Genomic DNA, 24,857 nt, shown 5'->3' with positions numbered 1-24,857 from the left:
TTTTATGCCTGTCTTATTAGTTGGTGGACTGACTAAACAAGACAGGCATATATTTGTAGCGATTTACTAATCATGACAGTCATGTTCGTTGCTGCGGTCATGTTCGTTGCTGCGTTTTATGCCTGTCTTATTAGTTGGTCATGTTCGTTACTGCGTTGTATGCCTGTCTTATTAGTTGGTCATGTTCGTTACTGCGTTGTATGCCTGTCTTATTAGTTGTTATTAGTTGGTGGGAGTTAAAAGGGGCTGAATGCCCCTAGTTTCGTTTTGCGCGCAGCCCTTGAGTGATAAGTCTATCTAAGGCGTTAGCAAAGTTTTGCTTGTCTCGTTGAGAAAACGCTTTAGGCCCGCCAGTGTGCTCGCCGCTAGAGCGCATAGTATCCATGAAGTCACGCATGGTTAACGCTGCGCGAATAGACGATTTGTCAAATTCATCGCCCCGCGTATTCATCGCCATAGCTTTTTTCGCCAACACATCTGCCGCCATGGGAATATCAGAGGTTATCACTAAATCGCCGGGAGTTACTTTTTCCACGATATAATCATCAGCGGCATCAAACCCTGAAGGCACAATAGTAAGGGTAATATGTTTGTCGGGGGGGACCGACATTGAATGATTGGCCACTAAAGACAAAGGCAGTCCAGTTCGCCTGGCTGCCTTGAATAATATGTCTTTAATAACACTGGGACACGCATCTGCGTCTACCCATATATGCATAGCTGTATCTCGTAAGCGTTTTTACGCTAGCATACCACCATCTACCACCACTGTCGTGCCTGTGGTATAGCTAGACGCATCAGAGACTAAATACAATACGGTACCGGCCATTTCATCTGGGTTTGCCACCCTGCCTAATGGGATCACTTTTAGCGCGTGCTTAAGAATTTGTTCATTAGTGGTAAGCGCCGAGGCGAATTTAGTATCGGTTAAACCTGGCAAAAGTGCGTTTACACGAATATTCAAGCTTCCGCACTCTTTGGCAAACGACTTTGTCATGCTAATAACAGCGGCCTTCGTAATAGAGTAAATTCCCTGCATGTCACCAGGTGTCACGCCATTCACAGATGCCGTATTAAGGATAACGCCACCGCCCTGCTCTTTCATCATTTTACCGGCTTCAATCGACATGAAAAAATAGCCGCGTATATTAACGTCTACCGTTTTGTTGTACGCACCTAAATCGGTATCTAGAATATGCCCGAAGTAAGGATTAGCGGCTGCATTATTAACCAAAATATCCAGTTTGCCGAATTGGTGCTTAATGCTTTCAAACGCTGCTGTTATTTGTGCCATATCCCCAACATGGCAAGCAAGCGCCGTGGCTTTACCACCTGCATCGCGAATAGACGCGGCTACAGCTTCACAGCCGTCAATTTTACGACTTGATACAATAACGTGCGCTCCATATTGCGCAAGTAAACGTGCAATTGACTCACCAATACCACGGCTTGCGCCGGTTACTAAGGCTACTTTACCGGTTAAATCGAATAAATCTTTCATCATTAGTTCCTTATTTGTATTGCCGTTAGGCAAGCATGCCACCGTCAAGGACAACAGACTGTCCGGTCATAAACGATGACTCATCGCTACATAACCACGCAATGGCGTTAGCAATTTCTTCTGGCTTACCCAAGCGTTTCATAGGGTTAGCCGCTACTAAACTCTTTTGTCCACGTTCGTCTAGTTTTGAAAGCACCCCTTGTACCATAGGGGTATCAACGAAGCTTGGACACACTGCATTAATACGAATGTTTGCGCGGGCATATTCTACTGCCGCCGATTTTGTTAGGCCTATAACACCGTGTTTTGAGGCACTGTAGGCACTTATCATAGGTGCGGAACGCAGCCCTGCCACAGAGGCGATGTTAATAATGTGCCCGCCGCCATGGCGCGTCATATGATTGAGCGCGTTTTTCATGCAATACCATACGCCCGCCAAGTTCACTTGAATGTTTTTCATAAACATGGCGTCTTCAACTTCGGTCAGCGGTGCAGGAAAATGATCAATACCTGCGTTGTTAATAACTACATCAATTTTGTCGTTTTGCGCCATTGCGCCTGTAAACATTGCCGTTACTTGTTGTGATTCGGTTACGTCCACCGCAATAGCATACGCCTTGCCACCTTCCGCGGTTAGGGCTTGTGCCAACTGCGTCGCGTTGTCTATATTTAAATCAGCGATACCAACAAGGGCGCCCCGTTCACATAGTATTTTTGCACTAGCAGCGCCTATACCCGAACCACCACCAGTTATTAAAATATGCTTACCTTCTACATTCGCCGCATTCATGATCTGTACCCCATGTTAAGCATAGGCTTACCAAAATTTTTACTGTTAATTCGCATTTTTTGTGTCCTATTAATAGCGTCTAAAGCTAAGAGCGACATAGCACGCCAACACTTATTGTTAAAAGTACTGGGGCTTCACGTTGTCACAGCTTGGCTCTTGGCTTTTAAGAATTTCAATATCGCGCGTAACCAAAGGTAATTCCCAATTAATGAAATATTCTGCTGCGGCCAACTTCCCTTGATAAAAATCTGCATCCATTTCACCTGGAGTTGCTTGTAATGCAAGCTCTGCAACATTCGCTTGACGCAGCCAAATCCAACTCACTACACAACTGGAAAATACATTTAAAAAGCAGCTGGCATTAGTAAGTAGCACCGATTGCTTATCAGACTTCAAATCAACGCCAGCTTGTTCGATAAGCCCACCGAGTGTATCTAGGTAACCACTTAGCTTTTTAGCAAGGGTTTGGCAGCGTGGCGTTTTCGCATTGTGTATATCGCTAGTCACACGGCGTAACAATACATCTAATCCTTTGCCTTGGTGTTGCCAAAGCTTTCTACCTAAAAGGTCGAGTGCCTGTATTCCATTAGTACCTTCATGGATGGGATTAAGGCGGTTGTCTCGCCAGCATTGCTCTACGGGGTACTCACGGGTATAGCCCGCTCCACCTAAAATCTGAATAGCTAAATCGTTCGCTTTAGGGCCAAATTCTGAGGGCCAGGCTTTAAAGACCGGCGTTAGAAGATCAAGCAACTGAGATATTTCCGTACGCTTATCGCTATCTTCTTCTGTTTCTAGCTCATCAATTAAGGTACTACCGTATAAACACAACGACATACCGCCTTCGCAGTAAGCTTTTTGGGCAAGCAGCATTCTACGCACATCGCCGTGATTAATAATGGGGGTGGGATCATCCTCTGGGGCTAAGTTTGGCGCGGCCCGGCCTTGCGTTCGGTCTTTGGCATACTCTAATGAGTATCGATAGCCTCGATAGCCTATCATGGCAGCGCCATACCCTACCCCTATACGAGCCTCATTCATCATCAAAAACATATAGCGTAGTCCCTGATGTGGTTCGCCAATTAAATAACCGTGACAGTCATCGTTTTCGCCAAACGTGAGTGCGGTAGACGTAGTGCCCCTGTATCCCATTTTATGAATAAGCCCTGCCAAAGTGACGTCATTGCGTTCTTTTGGCTCGCCATTATCATCTAACCGGTATTTAGGTACAGCGAATAAAGAGATCCCTTTCACGCCTGCAGGCCCGCCCGGAATTTTCGCTAAAACCAAATGCACAATATTATCAGACAGTTCATGTTCGCCGCCGGAGATATAGATTTTGCTGCCTTTAATGCGATAACTGCCGTCAGCCTGAGGCTTTGCGTTAGTACGAATGTCAGCTAAAGATGAACCTGCATGAGGTTCGGTTAGCGCCATTGTGCCGGTGAAATCGCCACTTAGCATTTTACTTAAAAAGGCGTTTTTTATTTCATCAGAGGCGCAGTGTTTAATAACGTTAGCAGCGGCGGCAGTTAAAAATGGATAGGCGGTTGATGATGGGTTAGCGGCGAGAAAATAGCCCGCACATGCATTCATAATGGTTACAGGTAATTGCATACCGCCATCTTCATAATCGAAATGACCAGCAATAAAGCCCGATTCTCGATAGGTATCGAAGGCCTTTTTTACATCGTCAATCATTGACACCTTAGTGCCGTCGAAGGTTGGCTCGTTCTTATCGGCAATAGCATTATGAGGAAGAAACAATTCTTCCGCCATTTTCTCGGCCATATCGATAACGGCGTTGAAGGTTTCCACGTTATGCTCTTCAAAACGCGCCTTTTCACACAGCGCCTGCGTATTTAACACTTCATAGAGTTGGAATTGCATTTCCCTACGAGGAATGAGTTGGTCTGCCATGGGTTACTCCGCGAATAGTTTGTTAACACATTGTGTCATATTCGTTAGCATGGCATTATTGTCATAAATGACACAATTATGGCCGTTCCCGCCATCAATCACTATTAGTTATTGCAACGGATAAACTAAATTACTTATATGAATACCCCTCCTTTTATAGTAACGGTGTTAGGTTTCGATCAAGCGCTAGCTTCGGCCATCACAGGCGCGCTCGATTTATTTGCGTTTGCTGGCATAAGTTGGCAGCGCATTCATCAACAACCCCCTTCACCAAAGTTTCGTGTACAAGTTGCAAGCGCCCATGCACAGCCCATATTGTGCTCAAATCAGCTTACGATAACGCCCAATATTGCAATAGAAGATGTATCGCACACCCATTTATTGCTCATTCCTACCATAGGAGGAGACATTAATCGCGTGCTGATAAATAACAAAAATTTACTGGTGCATATTCGTCGACTACAGAACAGTGGCGCTGATATAGCAGCGAACTGTACAGGTACCTTTCTATTAGCAGAAACAGGTCTGCTCGATGGTAAAGTGGCCACCACACATTGGGGCTATGCTGATAATTTTAAATCGCGCTACCCTGGGGTTAATTTGCAGCCAGACAAAATGGTGACTGAGCAAGAAGCGGTGTTTTGTGCAGGTGGCGGCATGGCGTGGATAGATTTAGCACTATTACTTATCGAGCGCTATTGTGGCCATAAAGTCGCCAGTGATACCGCGAAATCCCATGTGCTAGACCTATCTCGTTCTAACCAAACGGCTTATGCCAGTAGCCGACAACATAAATTTCACCAAGACAAAGATATTTTAGCGGTACAGCACTATCTCGAGAGCAACTTTTCTCAACGTTTAACGTTTACCACTGTGGCCCGTTTGCATAACATGACTGAACGCACTCTCATAAGACGCTTCAAACAAGCTTGCCAGCTTACTCCGCTACAATTTTTACAAAGCGTAAGATTGGAGCACGCGCGAAAATTATTGGAAACCTCCCACGCGTCTTTAGAATCGGTGGTAAGCCAAATTGGCTATGAAGACCTAAGTTCATTTACTCGTCTATTTAAAAGGCACACTGGGCTCTCGCCCTCTCAGTACCGAGTAAAATTTTTACGTAAATAAACAGTACATATTGGACGAAGGGTTAATAAAAAAACTAAGTTTTTGCGGTTACTTTTGTGTAGACTATTACGCCGCGTGCATTCTGTTTAATTTTGCACCACCACACACGATAATAATGTATATTTATAATTCTTGGTGAACACATGAGAACACACAAAATGGCGTCATTAACGCTTGCTATAACAGCAGCGTTAAGCACTTCTGCTCTGGCACAAGAAGCCCAAACAACAGAACAAAAACCTGCAGCACTTGAACAGATTACGGTAACCGCGCAAAAGCGAACTCAATCAATTCAAGAAGTGCCTATTTCTGTTGCTACGCTAAGTGGGGAAAAATTTGAAAGCCTGTTTTCAGGTGGCGAAGACATTCTTGCGCTCGCTGTACGCGTTCCTGGTTTATACGCTGAATCATCTAACGGCCGTGTTGCACCGCGTTTTTATATTCGCGGTTTAGGCAACACCGATTTTGATTTAGCAGCATCTCAACCTGTGTCCATTATTATGGATGAAGTGGTAATGGAAAACGTAGTACTTAAAAGCTTCCCGTTGTTCGATGTACAACAAGTAGAAGTACTACGTGGCCCACAAGGGACCCTTTTCGGTCGTAATACTACCGCAGGTATTATTAAATTCGACACTGTTAAGCCTACCCAGGACGTTGAAGGATATGCAAAAGCAGGCTTTGGTTCTTACGGTACAATGAACTTCGAAGGTGCCATTAGCGGTGGTCTTACAGACGCACTCTCTGCCCGTCTTTCTCTATTGTCACAAGACCGAGACGACTATATAAATAATGCGTTCACTGGTGAGAATGATGCGATTGGGGGCTACGACGAAAAAGCCTATCGCTTACAATTACTTTGGGAACCCTCCGCTGACTTCTCAGCACTACTGAATGTGCATGGTCGCGACTTAGAAGGCACTGCCTCTATTTTCCGCGCCAATATTTTTGACAAAGGTAGCAATGAACTTAACGCTAACTACGATAGGGAAACAGTTTACTACGACGGCGACCTTCAAGGCGACGGTATCGACAATAATCCACAAGAGTATGACGCTTTTGGTACATCACTAAAACTTGAATACGATATGGACGAAGTAACCTTTACCTCAATTTCGGCTATGGAAACAGCAGAAGGATCCAGCCTTGGGGATATCGACGGTGGTTTTAATCTTCAAGACGGTACCTCGGGCCCGGGCTTTATACCTTTCTCAGCAGTTACGCAAGACAGTCTTAACGACCTAGAGCAATACACCCAAGAATTCCGTTTATCAAGCAACACTACGGATGCGCTGAATTGGCAAGCCGGTGCATTTTATTACGATGCTTCTTTTAACGTAACCAGTGTAGATGGTTTCTATGGTGCGACGACCGTCTTCCATGAAAACCAAACCTGGGCGCTATTCGGCCAATCGTCTTATCAAGTAAACGAGAAGCTTAATATCACCGGTGGCTTACGCTACACCCACGATTCGAAATCTCTTGTAGTTGGTGAGCAAAATGTAGGTGGTGGTGGACGCATAGAAGATTATGACGACATTGACGTTAGTGATGGTCAAATGAGCTACGAGCTAAGTGCAAACTATCGTGTAACTGATGATATGTCTGTTTTCGCACGCTACGCCAATGGCTTTAGAGCGCAAAGTATTCAAGGGCGCGATGTTGCGTTTGACAGCGCGCCATCAGTTGCCGATGCTGAAACGATAAACTCATTTGAATTAGGTATTAAATCTGACTTACTTGATGACACGTTACGTTTAAATGCTGCTGCCTTCTACTACACGGTGGATGACATGCAATTCTCCGCTATCGGTGGCGGTAACAACTTTACTGCATTGGTTAATGCCGATAAAGGCGAAGCTTATGGCTTTGAAGTAGATGCTCAATGGTTAGCCACAGATCAGTTGACCTTTACCGCAGGCTACAGTTACAACCATACTGAAATACAAGACGATGATTTAACAGTAGCACCATGTGGTACCGATGCGAGTAGCGGTTTTACTGGAAACTGTACTGTCTTGGACCCACGTGAAGATGGCTACTCAGCGTCTATTGACGGCAACCCGTTCCCGCAGGCGCCAGAATCTATCTTTAACTTCACTGCACGCTACGCTATCCCTATGGGCGACAATGGTGAGTTCTACGTATTTACCGATTGGGCATTCCAAGGTGAAACAAATATCTTCTTATATGAAGCGGTAGAATTTACCACAGATGATAACTTTGAAGGCGGCTTACGGGTAGGTTACGAAAACTTCGAGCACAACTATAGTGTTGCCTTATTCGGCCGTAATATTACCGATGAAGACAACGTTAAAGGTGCTATCGACTTCAATAACCTAACAGGGATCGTAAATGAGCCACGTATATGGGGCGTTGAGTTTAAGTACACCTACTATTAATAAATAGCAGCGAGCCTTTAACAAGGCCATTGCCTGTGAAAGTATAAACAGAAGCGACAGCCCATGCTGTCGCTTTTTTATGCGGCAAACTGAATGTCTTTTCTAGATTGAATGACCAAGCGTTGCAGCTTACGACATAACTCAACCCACCTGGCTACTTTCGCGTAATACACTTGCTCTATTAACTGACCTTTTTCGTCAAACAGGAAGGTGGCTAGCCGACATTTTTTCGTAGGGTGATAGAAATGGTGAACGGTGAAACGTCGTGATACTGGGGCATTCATAATAATATTAAACATGCAATAAGGAAGCGCATTGGCCCCCTTATCACCACCGCACAAATACGTTAGTCGCTGAAGCGGATCTTTCCCAGGTGTTGATAAAATACCGTAACGTTGAATAAGTTGATCAATAGATTTTGTGCCTGTCATAACAAACCTCAAAATTACTGTTTATTTATACAGTATATATCCAATTGGTCATAATGCAAACAAAAAAATACCGCATGCGGCACGCCGATGCGGTATTTACTATCACGTTGTATTGCTATTTAAACTACTCCGCATTTACCTCAACGTGCTCATGCTTCTTTTCCTTAAACACATTTTTTATATCATCGAGTATTAAATAGAGCGCCGGAACCAATAACAAGGTAATGATGGTGGCAAACAAAATACCAAAAGCCAATGATATGGCCATTGGAATAACAATTTGTGCCTGCAAGCTGCGCTCAAACACTATGGGCATAAGGCCCATAAAAGTAGTTAACGAGGTAAGGATGATCGCCCTAAAACGCTGAGTACCGGCACTAATAGCTGCGCTAATCAGCGAGTGGCCTTCTTTGCGTGCGCGATTTACAAAATCAACCATAATAAGGCTATCGTTTACTACCACACCTGATAAGGCAATGATGCCGCAAATAGATAGCACGCTTACCGCCATACCCAATACAAGGTGGCCAATAATAGCCCCTACAATACCAAACGGAATAACCGACATGATAATAAAGGGCTGGCTATACGAGCGCAAAGGAATGGCCAATAACGCATAAATTGCAAATAACGCGAAAAGCAGCCCTTTGGCCAACCCTAGCATAGCGTCAGCCTGCTCTTTTGAATTGCCCTGCAACTGAAAATCGACCATAGGGTAGCGGGCCAGTAAGTCTGGCATAATCTTCTCAACAACCTCGTAGGTAATTTCAGATGGGTCCATTAAGCCTTTATCGACCACGCCGGTAACGGTAACTGAACGACGCCCATCAACCCGAATAATTGAGTCGAAGCCCTTGCCTAAGGTAAAGCTCGCCACCTGATCAAACGGAATCTCTTGGCCGTTTGGCGCACGAATACGCATATTTTTGAGGTGCTCAACGGAACTCCGCTCGGCTTTCGGGTAACGCACCATCACCTTAATTTCTTCATCATCACGCTGAATACGTTGTACTTCAGCGCCGTAAAAGCCATAACGAACTTGTTGACCTAGCTGGCGAAGCGTAATGCCTAATGCGTCAGCCTGTGGCTTTAAAGCCAGTTGAATTTCTTCACTACCGCCTGAAAAGGTATCGTTTAAATCGGTTACACCATCATATGCAGCTAAAGCATCTTTTAAATCATTGCTAATGGCGCGCAGCGCACCAATATCACTAGAGTTAAATTCGAAGCTTAAATCTGCACCACCACCGGGGCCACCAGGCGCGCCGATATTAAACGATTTTACCCCCGGTATTTCAGGCATTTCATCCCGCCAGCGTTGATGTATTTCAAAATCAGACAGAGAACGATCTTCTCCTTTGGTAAGCTCGGCCAATACTTCGCCACCTAAATTACCGTTATCAAAGGCAATAGAATGTTGAATAACACTTTCACCGGTTTCTTGTTGAATTTTCTCATCCATACGTAGCATAGCTTCTCGTAACGTAGTGATCACTTCGTCGCGCTGGGTTATTGACGAACCAGGCTCAAGCTCAAAACTCGAAAACATAAAATCGCTGGGAATATTGGGGATAAATACAAACCGTACGATACCGCCTTGAAATAGCCCCACGGTAAGGATCAACATAGCTAAAAATGCCGACACTGTTGTGTAGCGGTTCTTCACTGCTTTTTCTAAAAATGGCGCATAGCTATTTTGAATAAAGCGTTTTATCCCTTCGCTAAAAAAGTCTCTGAATTTTTGAAATCGGTTCGCTTTTGTCGGGTCATACGGTTTTATCTTCATGTGCACCAAGTGTGCAGGCAAAATCAATTTCGATTCGATTAGAGAAAAAACCAAACAGATAATGACCACTAATCCGATGGTTTTCCATATAACGCCAAATGGCCCTGACACCATGAGCATAGGTGAAAACGCAGCAATAGTAGTAAGCACCCCAAACGTGGCTGGCATGGCTACCTTCTTAACCCCAGCAATTACATTTTCTGCTGAGTGTCCCTTTTTATCTATTTCAGTGTAGGCAGACTCACCCATAATAATGGCATCATCTACCACTATTCCCAGCACTAAGATAAACGCGAAAAGGCTTAGCATGTTGATAGATACACCGAGCATATCAATGGGCATTACCAATAAGGTGCCTAAGAAACATACTGGCAACCCAACAATAACCCAAAACGCTAACTTCACTTTTAGAAACAGCGAAAGTACTAAGAATACGAGCAGCGCCCCAAAAAACATGTTTTCTAACATCATGTTCAGTCTATCAGCGAGATAGAAGGAGCTATCGCCCCATGTTGCTGCTGTAATATGGGCGGGAAACCCTTCTTTCGCCTGGTTTATGTACTCATTCACCTGCTCAGAAATTTCCAGAGCATTCTGGTCGCCTACCGCTTTTACCCGCAAGCTGGTGGCTGGCTTGCCGTCAAATAAGGCATATTGATTATTTTCAATAAAGCCGTCATTAATATAGGCTACATCACCTAATGTTACCCGAGTACCATTGGCGTTGGTTAAAAGCACTATTTGTGAATAGTCCCATCCCGTATACGCCTGACCTTTTGTACGCAGCAAAATATCGCCATTTTCAGTTCTTATAGAACCGCCGGGTAAGTCAACGCTGGTTTGAGATAAGCGTGTTACCACATCGGCAAAAGTAAGATTGTATTTTTGTAAATCCCTCTCTGATAGTTCAACCGATATTTCATAGTCTCTGGCACCCACTACCTGAACACTTGATATTCCCGGTAAGTTAGCAATATCGTCCCTAAGTACCTTCGCAAACTCTTTTAATTCTCGTTCACTTGCATCACCAAATACCGATATCCAAATAACATCTTGCTGTATTTTTTGCCGATAGATAACCGGTTTTTCTGTATCTGCAGGAAAGCTCGGAATTGCATCAACTTGCACTTTTACTTCATCCAGCACTAGCTGTACATCGTAGCCTTCTTCTACCTCAATGGTGACCGTACCCATTCCTTCCACGGCGGTAGAGGTAATTTTTTTAATGCCTTCTAAATCTTTTATCGATTCTTCAACTTTAACAATAACCCCTTCTTCTACTTCTTGCGGTGCTGCGCCTAAATAGGGAACACGTACGTTTACCACGTCTATTTCAAAGTTAGGAAATACCTGTTTTTGGATACTAAAAGCGCCAAAAATGCCGCCTACAATAAGTAACCACATTAATAAGTTGGCGGCGACGCTATTTCTCGCAAACCAGGCAATAAGCCCTGTTTGTGTATCAATACGACTCATGACGCATCTCCCGCTACACTGCCGTTAGTTGACCCCGCGCCGTCATTCGCAGCGTCTACGCTTTGCGTGTCTGTCTGCTTATCCTTTTTGGCTTCTTCAGGTATTTGAGGCTCATCGCCAGGTAAACGCACTTTCATGCCGTTGTAAGGGTTCGGTACTGCGCTTGTTACAACTAATGTATTGTCTTCAATACCTGAAGCAACAAATACCTGGGTTGCAGTCGTACGCGCAACATCAATAGGCTTAATCGCCAATTCCCTGTCTTCTGTTACTGTCACTATAGTATTGTCTAATCGTAATACGCTACGGGGTAACACTATAAGCTCGCGCTCTTGTTGAGCCATTATTTCAGCCTCAACAAACTGGCCGAACCGAAGTGGCGTTTGCGCTTGATTATTGAACTGGTAAGGGTCTTGTACTTCCACTACAGCGTAAATTACACGGCTTCCACTATCTAATACGCCTTCAGAACGCACTAATTTTCCCTGCCACGTACGCTGAATTCCACCTACGGTAGCAGTGAGTGTCACGGTGGCCTGAGCATCAGACTGGCTACCAATATTCACAAACATCAAGTCGCTATCGGTAATGGGTAATCGAACTTCTGCTGTATCGGTAGAATATACGGTGCCCACAGAAGCGCCTGATGCAATGAACTGCCCTAAGTCGGCATTACGGGCCACCACTATACCGTTATAGGGCGCGCGAATTTGTGTACGCGCTAAATTGCGCTTTGCGCGTTCTAGCTTGGCTTCGGCGGCCTTTACATTGGCTTTTTCTTTGGCTAGCTGTGGTTTACGCAAACCCAATTCAGGCGGCGCAACATTGCTGACCGAACGCCACTCTTGTGCCGCTACCTTACCGCGGGCAATTTCTTCTTCAAGGGCTGCTTGTGCTTGGGCTAATTCAGCTTCGGCTAACTTTAATTCAGTTTTATAATCATCTTGTTCTAGGGTAAGCAATACCTCCCCTTTCCTGAATATGCCACCGACGATAAAGGCCTCTGACATACTAACTACACGTCCACTCACTTGTGCGCTGAGCGAGGTTTGATTTCGGGGAACCACATTACCTTGGCTTTTTACCACAAACTTAACAGGCTCTGCGTGAACGGGTTTGGCATCAACCAAAAAGGCAGGCGTCTCGACGTCTATTTGTTCAGGTGGCTTTTTGGAAGAAATCATCACAGCGGCGGCGATAATAGCGACAAGTATGATTAGCAGCGGTAAGCCACTTTTAACCAAGATTGAGTTTTTCATTAATGATCCCTGTAAAACGCTTTTACCCCACGCGAAATCCGTCCTACAAAGAACTAACTGTGCAATCTGAACTGCGCGTTGGCACGAGCAAATATCTTTATTTTTTTATAAGTGCCAGTGTAATGGCTTTCTAATTTTAGTGCTTGCTTTTGATTGTTAAAATTTGTGTATCGACGAAAGACTATACCCTCTCGTCAATAGTTTGAGAAAATAATTTACGATTATACAAGTTCATGATTGATAATTACCCAACAATAGTTGATTATTTAAACGGAATCGCGAAGACGATCCGTATCCAAATCAAGCATTCGCTACAGTAATGGGATAACCAGTTATGAGCATCAAAAAACAATACCTCAAATCAAAGCCCGTTTGTAAAGTGACGTTTCGCATAAATGCAGAGGAGGCTGAAAATGCAGCTGAAGCCAAGCTTGTTGGTGACTTTACTCAATGGGATAAGGAACCTATCGAAATGAAACGCCTTAAAAGCGGCGACTTCACGTCAACGGTCAATTTAGAAAAAGACCATGAATATCACTTTCGTTACCTACTTGATGGCAAAACATGGGCAAATGATTGGGCAGCCGATGACTATCAGCCTTCACCGATAAGCCTTGAAGACAATTCTGTGGTGCGCGTGTAAATAGCGCCCAAAAAAAAGGCTGCACACGCAGCCTTTTTTCGTTGAGTACCGCTTACAAACTTTTTTCTAGTTCTGGAAGTACGTCAAATAAATCACCCACTAAGCCATAATCCGCCACTTGGAAAATGGGCGCTTCTTCGTCTTTATTGATAGCAACAATGACTTTTGAGTCTTTCATTCCGGCTAAATGCTGAATGGCACCTGAGATACCAACCGCTATATAAAGCTGTGGCGCTACAATTTTACCGGTTTGTCCTACTTGCATATCGTTTGGAACAAAGCCAGCGTCTACAGCAGCCCGGGATGCGCCCATTGCTGCGCCTAACTTATCAGCAATGCCTTCAAGTAGTTTGAAGTTCTCGCCATTTTGCATACCGCGACCGCCGGAAATAACTACTTCCGCAGCAGTAAGCTCAGGACGCTCAGATTCTGTGAGAGACTCAGAAACAAATTCGGCTTTGTCACTGCTTTTCACTGTATCAACGGCGACGATTTCAGCACTTCCTCCGGTTGGCGCGGCGTCGAATGAGGCTGCGCGAACCGTAAGCACTTTTTTGCTATCGCTGGACTGCACGGTGGCAATAGCATTACCCGCATAAATAGGCCGTACAAAGGTATCTTCGCTTTCAACATCAATAATGTCAGAGATTTGCGCCACATCAAGTAAAGCCGCCACGCGTGGCATAAAGTTTTTACCCGTGGTCGTGGCCGCCGCCACCAAATGGCTGTAATCTGCTGCCATTTCTACCACTAAATCAGCTACGTTCTCTGCCAACTGGTACTTATAGGCCGCATTATCTGCCACCAACACTTTGCTAACGCCTTCGATGTCGCCAGCGCTTTTCGCCACCGCATCGCAGCCTTCACCCGCAACTAACACGTGAATGTCACCGCCCATTTGTTTTGCAGCATGAACGAGCTTGTTGGTTTCTGTTTTTAACGTCGCGTTATCATGTTCTGCGTATACAAGCACTGTCATGAGATCACCTTCGCTTCATTTTTAAGTTTATCTACCAACTCAGCCACGTCGGCCACTTTAACACCACCCTCACGTTGTGCAGGTGGGGTCACTTTTAATACGCTCACATTTGACGTTAGTTCTACCCCAAAATCAGCGGCTGATTTCACATCTAGAGGCTTACGTTTTGCCTTCATAATATTCGGCAAAGATGCGTAGCGCGGCTCGTTAAGACGTAGGTCTGTGGTTACTACCGCTGGCAGTGAAAGCGCTACGGTTTGCAAACCGCCATCAATTTCACGTGTAACGTTAACTTTATCACCTTCCACTGTAACTTCAGATGCGAAGGTTCCCTGCCCCATGCCCGTTAATGCAGCTAGCATTTGGCCAGTTTGGTTATTGTCAGAATCGATACTTTGTTTGCCCAAAATAACCAATTGTGGTTGTTCTTCTTCTACCACTTTGGCGAGCAACTTAGCCACTTGCAGCGAATCTAAATTTTGGTCAGTGTCTATTTGGATGCCGCGATCAGCGCCTAGTGCCAAAGCTGTACGGATCTGCTCTTGGCAACTCTTATCACCAATAGACACCACAACGATTTCGCTGGCCACGCCTTTCTCTTTCAATCTCACCGCTTCTTCCACGGCAATTTCACAAAAAGGGTTAATGGCCATTTTTGCATTGGTAAGATCAACGCCAGAATTGTCGGCTTTCACCCTTACCTTTACGTTGTAGTCAATCGCGCGCTTGACCGGTACGAGTATTTTCATATTTACCTCAATTGTTGAGTTCGTCGGTGTGTAGTGCCAATACCTTGCCTAGCGAGAGTTGCTAGTGTCCAAGAATTCGCCTTACCTCACCACGCATTCGGAAACTTTAACAATATTTACTACGTTAATTTTTATAACCCTGTAGAGCTAATATAAAGGCTATACCGTAATCATCGTTAACACCATTTTTACCTACGTATAAAAAATGCGACGAGTTAACGTTAACGTAAACGTCCTTGCAATGTACTTACTGTTGACGTAAACGTCAACCTGGATTACCTTTCAAGGCGACAATTAATTTACATGTTTTTGACACCTCGCATTATTTGTTTCATCAATAGTGCACTATAAAAAAATGAACATAAGGAGCCTCCCGTGGAACGAGAATCGATGGAGTTTGATGTAGTCATCGTCGGTGCCGGCCCAGCTGGACTATCAACCGCTTGCAGACTGATGCAACTGGCCAATGAAAACGACCAAGAGCTAATGGTCTGTGTAGTGGAAAAAGGCTCTGAAGTAGGTGCACATATCCTCTCAGGCGCAGTTTTTGAACCCCGAGCCATGAATGAGCTTTTCCCAGATTGGAAGGAAAAGGGCGCACCACTGAACACGCCAGTGACTGAAGATCATATTTATTTGCTGAATGATGAATCATCATCAAAACGGTTACCCAATAGCATAACCCCGAAAACCATGCACAATGGTGGCAACTATATTGTTTCTATGGGCAACGTGTGTCGATGGTTAGCAGAACAAGCTGAGCAGTTAGGTGTTGAGGTATTCCCGGGTTTTGCGGCGGCAGAAGTTATTTATAACGAAGACGGTAGCGTAGGCGGCGTAATTACCGGCGATATGGGCGTAGGTGAGAATGGCGAGCACAAAGACGGCTACATGCCTGGCATGGAGTTACGCGCTAAGTACACAGTGTTTGCTGAGGGCTGTCGAGGTCATTTAGGCAAAGAGTTAATTGCGCACTTTAATTTAGACAAAGAAGCCTCACCTCAACATTACGCTATTGGTTTCAAAGAAATTTGGGATATCGACCCCGCTAAGCACCAACCGGGTTTAGTAGTACATAGCGCAGGTTGGCCACTTAAAGACGCCACCGGGGGTAGCTATTTATACCATGCAGAAGACAACCAGGTTTTTGTTGGTTTAATTGTGGATCTTAACTACGAAAACCCCTATTTGAGCCCCTTTGATGAATTTCAACAACTTAAACATCACCCTGTCTTTAAACAGTATTTAGAAGGGGGAAAAAGGGTCTCTTATGGTGCGCGCGCAATTGCCAAAGGTGGCTTTAATTCACTGCCAAAAATGACTTTCCCCGGCGGTTTATTAGTTGGATGCGAAGCAGGCACGTTGAATTTCGCCAAAATTAAAGGTAATCACACTGCCATGAAATCAGGCATGCTAGCCGCCGAATCTATTATAGAGGCATTGGCTGAAAATGCAGAATCGCCTCAAGTAGAATTAACTAGCTTTACCGATAAGTTCAAAGAATCATGGCTTTACGATGAATTATTTCGTTCTCGGAATTTCGGTCCAGCCATTCATAAATTGGGGAATTTCTGGGGCGGCGCATTTAATACGCTAGAGCAGAATTTCTTTAACGGCAATATGTTCTTTACAATGAAAGATGAACATAAAGATTACGCACAGCTAAATTTGGCAGATAATGCAAAAGAGATTTCTTACCCAAAACCTGACGGGGTATTAAGCTTTGATAAATTATCTTCGGTATTCTTATCAAATACAAACCATGAAGAAGATCAGCCTTGTCACTTACAATTGAAAGATGCTGAAATTCCTCTTACTGTTAATTTGCCGAAATACGCAGAACCAGCTCAGCGCTATTGCCCTGCCGGCGTATATGAAATTATCGAAGAAGAAGGCAATAAACGTTTTCAAATAAATGCTCAAAACTGTGTTCATTGTAAAACTTGCGATATTAAAGATCCGTCGCAAAATATACGATGGGTGGTGCCAGAAGGTGCAGGTGGACCCAATTACCCAAACATGTAAATTAATGTTAATTATCGCACTAAATTAAAAAGCGGACGTTCTCCGCTTTTTTTTTACCTAAAAGTTAACTATTATCTTCAAAATTAATTCACTGACAAACGAAAGGTTAATAAATGAGCGATTTTTTAGATATTTTAACCCACGGAAGACGTTTACAAGGTGCAGTAAAGGAATTAAGCATTGAAGAATTGGAAACAGTTCAAGACAAATTAGCCAGTATCGTTGAAAAACGAAAAGAAAAGGCGAAGCAAGAAGAGCAAGCTGAGATAGAAAAGCGCGAAAAACTTGCGGCAATTAAGAAACAAATGGAAGAAGCAGGTCTAAATGTAGAAGACCTTCAAGCGCTACAGTCAGATGCGCCTAAAAAAACCGGTAAAAAGCGCCCTGTTAAATATAAATTAACAGACAGCAATGGCGATGTTCACCCATGGACAGGCATTGGTCGTATGCCTCGCGTATACAAAGATGCGTTAGATAGCGGTAAATCGCTAAGCGATTTTGCTATCGAAAAATAAGCGCGCGATAAAGCACGCGTAGGGTTAAAGGCTAATATCCCCTAGCCTTTAACCTTGATTTTTCCCACCACTGCCCCATGTTCATTTCATTCAATTGCTTTTTAGGTATGACATGTCATTGCATTACAAATTATCCTCTGCCTCGTTAGAATCTCCCTGGTTGGTATTAATACATGGGCTTTTTGGCAGTGCGGATAATTTATCCGTTGTACGACGCCATTTTGAGAATAGCCACAATATCATTAGTGTGGATTTACCCGATCACGGTGAGTCGCCTTGGAGCGATGGTTTTGATTTAGACACTGCAGTATCGGGTATTATTGCAATTCTTGACAACCTTAAGGTTGAAAACGCTGCGTTTTTAGGCCATTCCCTCGGTGGTAAAGTCGCCATGCGATTGGCATTGCTTCATGAAAACCGGGTTAGTGCTCTTATCGTTGCCGATATTGCCCCTGTTGCGTACGGCCATAGACACCAAGCGGTATTCGACGGGCTTCAGGCAGTATCACTGGGCGAAATTAACGGTAGAAGCGATGCCGACAAAGCCATGTCAGCGTATATTAAAGAGCCGGGTGTGCGTCAATTTTTATTAAAGAGCCTGTATAAAGGTGATGATGATAAATGGCGCTGGCGCTTCAACGTAGAAGGTTTAATTAACCATTATTCACATATTATTGATTGGCCTCAAGACAATCGCCAATTTAGTGGCGTAACCTTATTTATTAAGGGGGCCGACTCCGATTACATTACGGCATCTCACCGTAGTGCTATCGGCAAATATTTCCCTAACGCAAAGGCTCACGTTATCGATGGCACTGGGCATTGGCTGCATGCTGAAAAACCCACCGCCTTCAATAAGGTAGTCGAGCGCGCACTAAACAGTATTTGAGGTTAATGGTTTTTATCAGTCATTGCGTCAACTTTCAGATGCGAATGACTATTATTACCAATTTTTGAACTTTTGGGACTCCGTTACACGTAGATACTGTGATATAGTTGCGCCAGATTTTTTGAGTAAATAACACTATGCTTGCAGAAAACTTTGAGCTAATCGAGTCCATCATGTTGTACGGGGGGCTGTTTATACTATTTGTATTGATGGCTTTTGCAGTACATGACGTACTGACCAAGAATAACGTGCCATTAGTAGGCCGCGTTGTGACATACGGGGTATTAGGGCTAGGTGCCATTGGCTTTTTAGCCAAAGGCATTATCGAGTGGTTCTGGTTAAGCTCAGGCGTATAATTAGTAACGATTAATAGAGGTTTGATATGGCAAGCGTTGGCCTGTTTTTCGGTAGTGACACCGGTAATACCGAACATGTTGCGAAAATGATCCAAAAAGAATTGGGTAAACAGCTAATTGATGTGAAAGACATTGCCAAGAGCAGTAAAGAAGATATTGCGGAATTTGACCTGCTTATCTTTGGCATCCCAACGTGGTACTACGGTGAAGCGCAGTGCGATTGGGATGACTTCTTTCCTGAACTTGAAGACATCGATTTTAACGATAAGCTGGTAGCTATTTTCGGTTGTGGCGATCAGGAAGATTACGCTGAGTATTTCCTTGATGCCATGGGGATGATCCGCGATATTGTTGAAGCACGCGGTGCTATTTTAGTAGGTCAATGGCCTACGGAAAGCTATGACTTTGAAGCATCAAAGGGCATGGCAGACGACAACCACTTTGTTGGTCTTGGTATTGACGAAGATCGCCAGCCTGAATTAACTGAAAGCCGGGTTAAAGCGTGGTGCAAGCAAATTCATGATGAGCTTTGCTTAGCCGAATTAGCCTAAATACGTTTAGATACAAAAACCTCGCATTGCTAAAGTAATGCGAGGTTTTTTTGTGCCTATAAAGTTAGCGTTGCGGTTAAAGGCATGGCGAACACTTTTTGACAATTAAGGCCTACTATTACAATTGAAACCGTTCTACTGCTTTACGTAAGCTTTCCGTTTGTGCATCAAGTAGCATGGTAGACTCATTCGCTTGACGAGTACTGGTCGCGCTTGAATCGGCCAGATTAACAATGGTACTTAAACTTTTAGCCACATCCGCCAACAGTAAATCTTGCTGTCGGGTGTCGCTTACAATATGTTCATTAATACGGCTTAACCTGTCGATGATTACGCCAATACTTTCTACCTGCTCTGCCACTTGCTCGGTAATTTCCACGCCTTCTTGCGCTTGTGCCCTGCCTTCTTTTATTGCTTTTACGGCATCGCTGGCATCTTTTTGCAAATTACCAATCATAGTTTCAATTTCTTCAGTCGAATCATGGGTTCTGTTTGCTAAGGTTCGCACTTCATCGGCCACCACCGCAAACCCTCTTCCTTGTTCTCCCGCTCGAGCGGCCTCAATGGCAGCATTTAGTGCAAGTAAGTTGGTTTGTTCTGCTATGGTTTTTATCACATCTAATATACTGCCAATACTGCGAGAGTTCTCATCGAGACGATGAATTATGTCGGCTGAGATATCAGCTTGTTTGGCCTGATTAATAACTTGACTTCTATTCCGTTCTACCAGTTTTCCGATATCCACACTTTGTTCGGTCACCGTATGTAACGCCTCCATCGCCTCGTTAATCTGGCTAAGGTTACTTCGACTTGTGTCTTGAACGTGTTGGGTATTGGTAGACGTTTGTTTCACCTGCTCGCGCTGAGCATCTACATCAGATAAACTTTTTTCGCCTAACGCCACGCTTTCTTTGGTAATTTCTATGAGCCGTTTTTCTTGCGCTAAGATGTTTCCCACTAGGCTACGCAAGCTCTCAGTTAAACTATTAACCTTTGCCGACAGTGCTGCAAACTCATCAGTGCCGTCTTCGGGCAGTTTTTGGCTCAAATCCCCCTTGCTTAGCTGGCTTAATCCAAGGTTAATCCGATCTAGCGGTCGCGATATACTTCGGGTGGAGATCACAGCCAATGCGATTGCGCCAAATAAGCCAACAGCAGCAACGGCCACGTTTTTAATCACATTGCTTTCTACCGTATCGACGATATTCGATTGGCCAGCAATGGACTCGTTTTGCACCCGTTCAAATAAGGCATTTATATTGGTGATCGCCAGTTGCAGCGCCTCATTCGCTTTTTTGCGCTGAGCTAACGCCTGTCCGATGTAGTGTAACTTTTGCTGTTGCAAGCTTATCAAGCCATCTTCGTTATTTAATAGTGCAAGCAAGCTATAGTACTGCTGATTAAAAGCCGCCACTGTGCCACCGTCATCTATATCTTCCACTAAACGGTTTATATACTCTTTATCTACCGCAAGGTTACTTAACTGATATTCGAGATCTTCTACAATGGTGGCTGTTGTGTCTACGTCATTGTTGGTAGTCAGCTCACTGAAAGAGTCATTCATGGTAAGCAATTTGTTGTCAATATTGGTTCCCGCACCGATAAGGGTTTCGATACTCGGGCCTTGAGCGTCTATATAAGTTAAATCTAACATCAGCGCACTTGCCTCATCGGCTGCCCGCAGCACTTGTGCCAACTTATCTTGCAGTTTCGTCTCTGTTGCCAGTTTTCCTTGCAGTGATGCGTACATATCGCGGCTATTTGTGACATAGGCATGACTTGCTTCAACAGCGCGCTGCACCAACTGATCGGATGAAAGTGAGGCCGTTAACGTGTCGAGATCGTCAATAAATAGCGCCGATAAGCTATCAAATTTGTGTTTATTGGTGGCTAAAGACGAAGGTGTCACTTCATGATAACCGGTGGCGGTAACCACGGATAATGACAAAATATCGGTTTTTACCTGCACCATTTGGGTCTGTACAGGCATTTTGCGCTTTACCACGTCTTCGGCTGAATCGCGTATATCGCTTAGCCCTATATATGAGAGGGTACTGGTGAATAGGAGAAGACAGCCAAAAAGACCAAAGCCAACTTTTATTTTATTTACTACTGTTAACTGCATAAGCGATTCCATTGCGCTTTTAACTTATCGCGCCACGGGCACATTTAAACCGCGTTGCACAAACTTTAATAAGATGTTAACAGAGTGAGTAGTGAGTTTGAATTAATTTCGCTTTATTGTATATAATATAACCACTTACAAACTGGTTTGTCCACATCTCAGCAAGGAGCAAAGCTAATAGCCGCCTTGGGTGGACGATTTTTTCGCCGAGTAGAAATAGATTTCACGGTTTTACTTTTAAATCCTGATGAGTTACCTATAATACCCGCAATACTAAATCTTTTGTTCTCAGTAGGTTGATATGGATCAAAACAAAGAGCTAAAAAAAGCAGGCCTTAAAGTTACCCTGCCGCGTCTCAAAATTCTTCAGATATTGCAAGATCCTGAGAATCAACACATCAGTGCAGAAGATGTTTATAAAATTCTGATTGAGCAAGGTGAGGAAATTGGCTTAGCTACGGTGTACCGTGTACTGAACCAGTTTGACGACGCCGGCATTCTTAACCGCCATCATTTTGAAGGCGGCAAATCGGTGTTTGAAATCAGTCACAAAGAACATCACGATCATCTCGTATGCTTAAAATGTGGCAAAGTAATTGAATTTGAAGATGATGTTATTGAAGAGCGCCAGGAGATGGTAGCTAAGAAACATAACATTAAGCTAACCCATCACAGTCTTTACCTATACGGCGAATGCACCGACGGTAACTGCGATGCCGGCGAATAAGCGTTAAGATAAGCGTTATAAATAAAAAAGGCCCGCTGCTTCAATTTTGCGGGCCTTTTTGTTTCCTCTCGCGGACGTCAAGCGAATGCTCGAATTTAGGCTAGAAATTTATAGGCGTTATACGCCTTTATTGCCGCTTCCCACATATCTCCAACGTTGCCATCGGCAATAGTATTGCCATCAACTTCTACCACCGGCATCAACTCTTTGCTCGAAGATGACAGCCATACTTCATCAGCGTCGAGTAAATCTTCGGTGGTAAACCAATTCTCAACTACACGCAATTCGGCCCGTTTAAATGCTTCTATCGCAATACTACGAGTAATACCGGGCAACAGTTGGTTATCTAAAGGCGGTGTGTAAATAACCTTATCTTTTACCATAAATACATTGCAGGAACTGGCTTCTGTCACCTGCTTATTTTCATTGTACAAGATTGTTTCATTTACACCGTGATCGATACCCGCTTGAAAATGCATTACGTTGCCAAGTAAAGAGGTAGACTTGATGTGACAGCGTTGCCAGCGCTTATCTTCCTGCAACGCAACTTTAAATGGTTTTACCGCATCTTTGCTAAGGGGCTGAGCAGGCGGCAATGCAAACGCAAAACCAAAAACGGTAGGCGAGACGTTATCTGGATACGCATGGTAGCGCTTAGTGTCGGTGCCTCGGCTTATATGAAAGTAAATACCAATGTTGCCTTCAGGAAAGCGTGCTTCGTTGTGCCTAAGCAACTGGGTAAGTATGTCGCTCCACTGTTCAAAGGAATATGGGTTAGTAATAGAAATAGCCGATAATCCGTCATTCATCCGCGCTAAATGCCCATTAAGCCCTACTGGCTTCCCTGCATAGCTAGGTATAACTTCATAAATACCATCACCAAATAAAAACCCTCTGTCCATAGGCGATATTTTAGCTTCTGACAGCGGTAAAAATTCACCATTTAAATATGCGATGGTCACGTTACTTCTCCTGTTATACGGCGGCGTTGTTGCCAATGTAATAAAAACCGTGCCCTGGCATTGTCACTGTGTATTGGCGTAAATGACACGCTTTCTCCAGGTACGGCTTGCGCTAAGCGGCTAACGTCAAGGGGGTCAACACAGCCCAGTTTTGGATAGCCGCCCAACGTTTGTCTGTCGCGCATCATAACGATAGGCTGCCCGTCAGACGGAATTTGAATAGCACCTATGTGAATAGCTTCTGATAACATACTTTTCTGTTCACACTGCACCTTTGGGCCAGATAAGCGATATCCCATTCGGTTAATGTTAGAGGTTATTTGATACTCACTTGAAAAAAAGGTGCGCTTGGCTACAGCGCTAAAGCAATCGCTTTGGTAACCTTCGATAACATTAAGCGGTGTCTGACAATCATAGTTCGGCCAGTGTCGTTGTGCTAAATGCCGGGGTTTATTGGGTGGAATGGGTGAGTCAAAAGATACAATATTTATCTCGTCTCCCGCCTTCAGCCCTTCACCTAAATTTGTTAACCCACCTAATTGCTCTCGTACCACAGTACATGCACTTCCTAACACAGTAGGCAGTTGCCAATTTCCACCAATAAATAAATAGGTTTTGCTACCCAAGCTATTGCTTGAAAGCGTAATTTCATCACCTTCTTTTACCCACTGTGTTTGATAAGCTTGGGCATTTTGGTGGTTAACGTTAAGTTTTACATCCCGCCCTGTAGCTGCAATTACACCCGCCTTATCGCATCTCAGGCTAAGCTCGCCTATTACTTCAATACACGGGCTACCCGCTTGGTTTGCCACCAGATAATTGCCCCACCAATAGGCTTCTTCGTCCATAGGCCCTGCTTCACAAAACCCTTCATGTTGATGGCCTCTTCGCCCGCCATCTACAAGTAAACTTTGCATCCCCGGTGAGTGTATTTTAATGCGCATAGTGGTTCCTGTATGCGTGTTCTGTTATGGCTTCAAATTTCACTTCGTCGCCCACCTTTAAAAAGGCTGAATGCGAATCGCGGTCAACCAGAGATAACGGACAAAGCCCGAGCAAGTGCCACCCGCCTGGTGAGGACGAGGGGTACACGGCAGTTTGATTATCTGCAATTGCTACCGCGCCCTTCGGCACTTGTTTGCGCGGTGTGGCAAGCCGCGGGCAATGAAGTGCTTTGGGTGTCTGCCCCATATAAGCAAACCCCGGCGCAAAACCTACCGCGTAAACTTTATAGGTAGTCTCGCTATGCAAACGCACAATTTCATCAACACAGAGGCCCGTGTGCTCCCCCACCTGCGTTAAATCATTCGCCTCTGGCGCCCCATACCAAACCGGTAGTGTCTTTTTCGCGTTGCTACCCTCGCCCCTGGGCGGCGCTTTCGGCGCCATGTCTTTTAGCGCTAAATAAACCTGGTGCATGTCAACTGCGTGAGCGTCAAATACTACCATGAGCGAATCGTAAGCAGGCACGCATTCGCGCAGCCATGGCCATTGTTGGCGGGCTTCGCTTAATGCTAATGCCCACTGATAGCAATGGGTGTTTGCCACTTCCATATCGGGGCCATTAAAATAAAGCATCAGGCTATCTATACTCACAGGTACAATGTGTTTAATCGCGCCAAAAGGTTGCATAACGTCGTTAA

Annotated in this window: 22 protein-coding genes; 9 read left to right on the top strand and 13 right to left on the bottom strand. The window is 44.4% G+C overall.

The annotated features are described in order from the left end of the window. Positions 1 to 256: 256 nt before the first annotated feature. The 4 genes from GTH32_RS02715 to GTH32_RS02700 all read right to left on the bottom strand — a co-directional run bounded on the left by GTH32_RS02715 (position 257) and on the right by GTH32_RS02700 (position 4,211). The gene (locus GTH32_RS02715; RefSeq protein WP_163083689.1) at positions 257 to 718 is read right to left on the bottom strand and encodes a YaiI/YqxD family protein; all 462 of its coding nucleotides are present in this window, start codon (positions 716 to 718) and stop codon (positions 257 to 259) included. Between the two features lie 21 nt (positions 719 to 739). Beyond that, the gene (locus tag GTH32_RS02710; protein ID WP_203565332.1) at positions 740 to 1,504 is read right to left on the bottom strand and encodes an SDR family oxidoreductase; all 765 of its coding nucleotides are present in this window, start codon (positions 1,502 to 1,504) and stop codon (positions 740 to 742) included. Positions 1,505 to 1,526: 22 nt separating this feature from the next. Further along, positions 1,527 to 2,291: an SDR family NAD(P)-dependent oxidoreductase gene (locus GTH32_RS02705; RefSeq protein WP_163083688.1), complete on the bottom strand. Its 765-nt coding sequence runs from the start codon at positions 2,289 to 2,291 to the stop codon at positions 1,527 to 1,529. 117 nt (positions 2,292 to 2,408) lie between these two features. After that, on the bottom strand, positions 2,409 to 4,211 hold the full coding sequence (locus GTH32_RS02700; RefSeq protein WP_163083687.1) for an acyl-CoA dehydrogenase: 1,803 nt from the start codon (positions 4,209 to 4,211) through the stop codon (positions 2,409 to 2,411). Between the two features lie 138 nt (positions 4,212 to 4,349). Between GTH32_RS02700 and GTH32_RS02695 the strand changes: the two genes are divergently transcribed. Then, positions 4,350 to 5,339: a GlxA family transcriptional regulator gene (locus tag GTH32_RS02695; RefSeq protein ID WP_163083686.1), complete on the top strand. Its 990-nt coding sequence runs from the start codon at positions 4,350 to 4,352 to the stop codon at positions 5,337 to 5,339. Positions 5,340 to 5,482: 143 nt separating this feature from the next. After that, entirely contained in the window at positions 5,483 to 7,741 is a 2,259-nt protein-coding gene (locus GTH32_RS02690) for a TonB-dependent receptor (protein WP_163083685.1), read from the top strand. 77 nt (positions 7,742 to 7,818) lie between these two features. On the opposite strand, the gene GTH32_RS02685 is transcribed toward GTH32_RS02690, so the two are convergent. The 3 genes from GTH32_RS02685 to GTH32_RS02675 form a co-directional block, all read right to left on the bottom strand. Continuing rightward, complete coding sequence (locus GTH32_RS02685; protein ID WP_163083684.1) at positions 7,819 to 8,172, bottom strand: hypothetical protein; 354 nt, start codon at positions 8,170 to 8,172, stop codon at positions 7,819 to 7,821. Positions 8,173 to 8,296: 124 nt separating this feature from the next. After that, entirely contained in the window at positions 8,297 to 11,434 is a 3,138-nt protein-coding gene (locus tag GTH32_RS02680; protein WP_163083683.1) for an efflux RND transporter permease subunit, read from the bottom strand. Then, positions 11,431 to 12,693: an efflux RND transporter periplasmic adaptor subunit gene (locus GTH32_RS02675; RefSeq protein WP_163083682.1), complete on the bottom strand. Its 1,263-nt coding sequence runs from the start codon at positions 12,691 to 12,693 to the stop codon at positions 11,431 to 11,433. Before GTH32_RS02675 ends, GTH32_RS02680 begins: the two co-directional genes overlap by 4 nt. Before the next feature lie 334 nt (positions 12,694 to 13,027). Here GTH32_RS02675 and GTH32_RS02670 point away from each other — a divergent pair, with 334 nt between their 5' ends. Continuing rightward, positions 13,028 to 13,336, top strand: coding sequence for an isoamylase early set domain-containing protein (locus GTH32_RS02670; protein WP_163083681.1), 309 nt, complete (start codon positions 13,028 to 13,030; stop codon positions 13,334 to 13,336). A gap of 52 nt (positions 13,337 to 13,388) precedes the next feature. Here GTH32_RS02670 and GTH32_RS02665 read toward each other — a convergent pair whose 3' ends face one another. After that, positions 13,389 to 14,315, bottom strand: a complete 927-nt coding sequence (locus tag GTH32_RS02665; protein WP_163083680.1) for an electron transfer flavoprotein subunit alpha/FixB family protein — start codon at positions 14,313 to 14,315, stop codon at positions 13,389 to 13,391. Next, positions 14,312 to 15,064, bottom strand: a complete 753-nt coding sequence (locus tag GTH32_RS02660; protein WP_163083679.1) for an electron transfer flavoprotein subunit beta/FixA family protein — start codon at positions 15,062 to 15,064, stop codon at positions 14,312 to 14,314. Before GTH32_RS02660 ends, GTH32_RS02665 begins: the two co-directional genes overlap by 4 nt. A gap of 375 nt (positions 15,065 to 15,439) precedes the next feature. On the opposite strand from GTH32_RS02660, the gene GTH32_RS02655 reads away from it, so the two are divergent. From GTH32_RS02655 to fldA, 5 genes are all read left to right on the top strand, one after another. After that, positions 15,440 to 17,089: a 4Fe-4S dicluster domain-containing protein gene (locus tag GTH32_RS02655; protein ID WP_163083678.1), complete on the top strand. Its 1,650-nt coding sequence runs from the start codon at positions 15,440 to 15,442 to the stop codon at positions 17,087 to 17,089. A 113-nt stretch (positions 17,090 to 17,202) separates the two neighbouring features. Then, a complete protein-coding gene (locus tag GTH32_RS02650) occupies positions 17,203 to 17,604 on the top strand; it encodes an H-NS histone family protein (protein ID WP_163083677.1) in 402 nt (133 codons plus the stop codon). Positions 17,605 to 17,716: 112 nt separating this feature from the next. After that, on the top strand, positions 17,717 to 18,493 hold the full coding sequence (locus GTH32_RS02645) for an alpha/beta fold hydrolase (RefSeq protein WP_163083676.1): 777 nt from the start codon (positions 17,717 to 17,719) through the stop codon (positions 18,491 to 18,493). Positions 18,494 to 18,630: 137 nt separating this feature from the next. After that, positions 18,631 to 18,849 (top strand): DUF2788 domain-containing protein, encoded by a 219-nt coding sequence (locus GTH32_RS02640; protein ID WP_163083675.1) that lies wholly within the window; start codon positions 18,631 to 18,633, stop codon positions 18,847 to 18,849. Positions 18,850 to 18,875: 26 nt separating this feature from the next. After that, positions 18,876 to 19,400, top strand: a complete 525-nt coding sequence (fldA, locus tag GTH32_RS02635) for a flavodoxin FldA (protein ID WP_163083674.1) — start codon at positions 18,876 to 18,878, stop codon at positions 19,398 to 19,400. A gap of 118 nt (positions 19,401 to 19,518) precedes the next feature. Here the strand turns inward: fldA and GTH32_RS02630 are convergent, their stop codons facing one another. Next, positions 19,519 to 21,525 carry a methyl-accepting chemotaxis protein gene (locus GTH32_RS02630; RefSeq protein WP_163083673.1) on the bottom strand — a complete coding sequence of 669 codons (2,007 nt, stop codon included), beginning with the start codon at positions 21,523 to 21,525 and terminating at the stop codon, positions 19,519 to 19,521. Between the two features lie 301 nt (positions 21,526 to 21,826). On the opposite strand from GTH32_RS02630, the gene fur reads away from it, so the two are divergent. Then, positions 21,827 to 22,252, top strand: coding sequence for a ferric iron uptake transcriptional regulator (fur, locus tag GTH32_RS02625; RefSeq protein WP_163083672.1), 426 nt, complete (start codon positions 21,827 to 21,829; stop codon positions 22,250 to 22,252). Positions 22,253 to 22,347: 95 nt separating this feature from the next. Here the strand turns inward: fur and GTH32_RS02620 are convergent, their stop codons facing one another. From GTH32_RS02620 to GTH32_RS02610, 3 genes are read right to left on the bottom strand one after another with little or no spacing between them, the layout of a single operon-like run. Continuing rightward, complete coding sequence (locus tag GTH32_RS02620) at positions 22,348 to 23,214, bottom strand: aminotransferase class IV (protein WP_163083671.1); 867 nt, start codon at positions 23,212 to 23,214, stop codon at positions 22,348 to 22,350. Then, positions 23,211 to 24,158 (bottom strand): 5-oxoprolinase subunit C family protein, encoded by a 948-nt coding sequence (locus tag GTH32_RS02615; RefSeq protein WP_163083670.1) that lies wholly within the window; start codon positions 24,156 to 24,158, stop codon positions 23,211 to 23,213. The genes GTH32_RS02620 and GTH32_RS02615 overlap by 4 nt, the downstream gene beginning before the upstream one ends. Beyond that, positions 24,148 to 24,846 carry a 5-oxoprolinase subunit B family protein gene (locus GTH32_RS02610; RefSeq protein ID WP_163083669.1) on the bottom strand — a complete coding sequence of 233 codons (699 nt, stop codon included), beginning with the start codon at positions 24,844 to 24,846 and terminating at the stop codon, positions 24,148 to 24,150. The genes GTH32_RS02615 and GTH32_RS02610 overlap by 11 nt, the downstream gene beginning before the upstream one ends. Between the last annotated feature and the right edge of the window lie 11 nt (positions 24,847 to 24,857).

Source organism: Alteromonas profundi (assembly GCF_010500865.1).
GTDB classification, from domain to species: domain Bacteria; phylum Pseudomonadota; class Gammaproteobacteria; order Enterobacterales; family Alteromonadaceae; genus Alteromonas; species Alteromonas profundi.
This window is presented reverse-complemented; position numbering and strand designations above follow the sequence as displayed.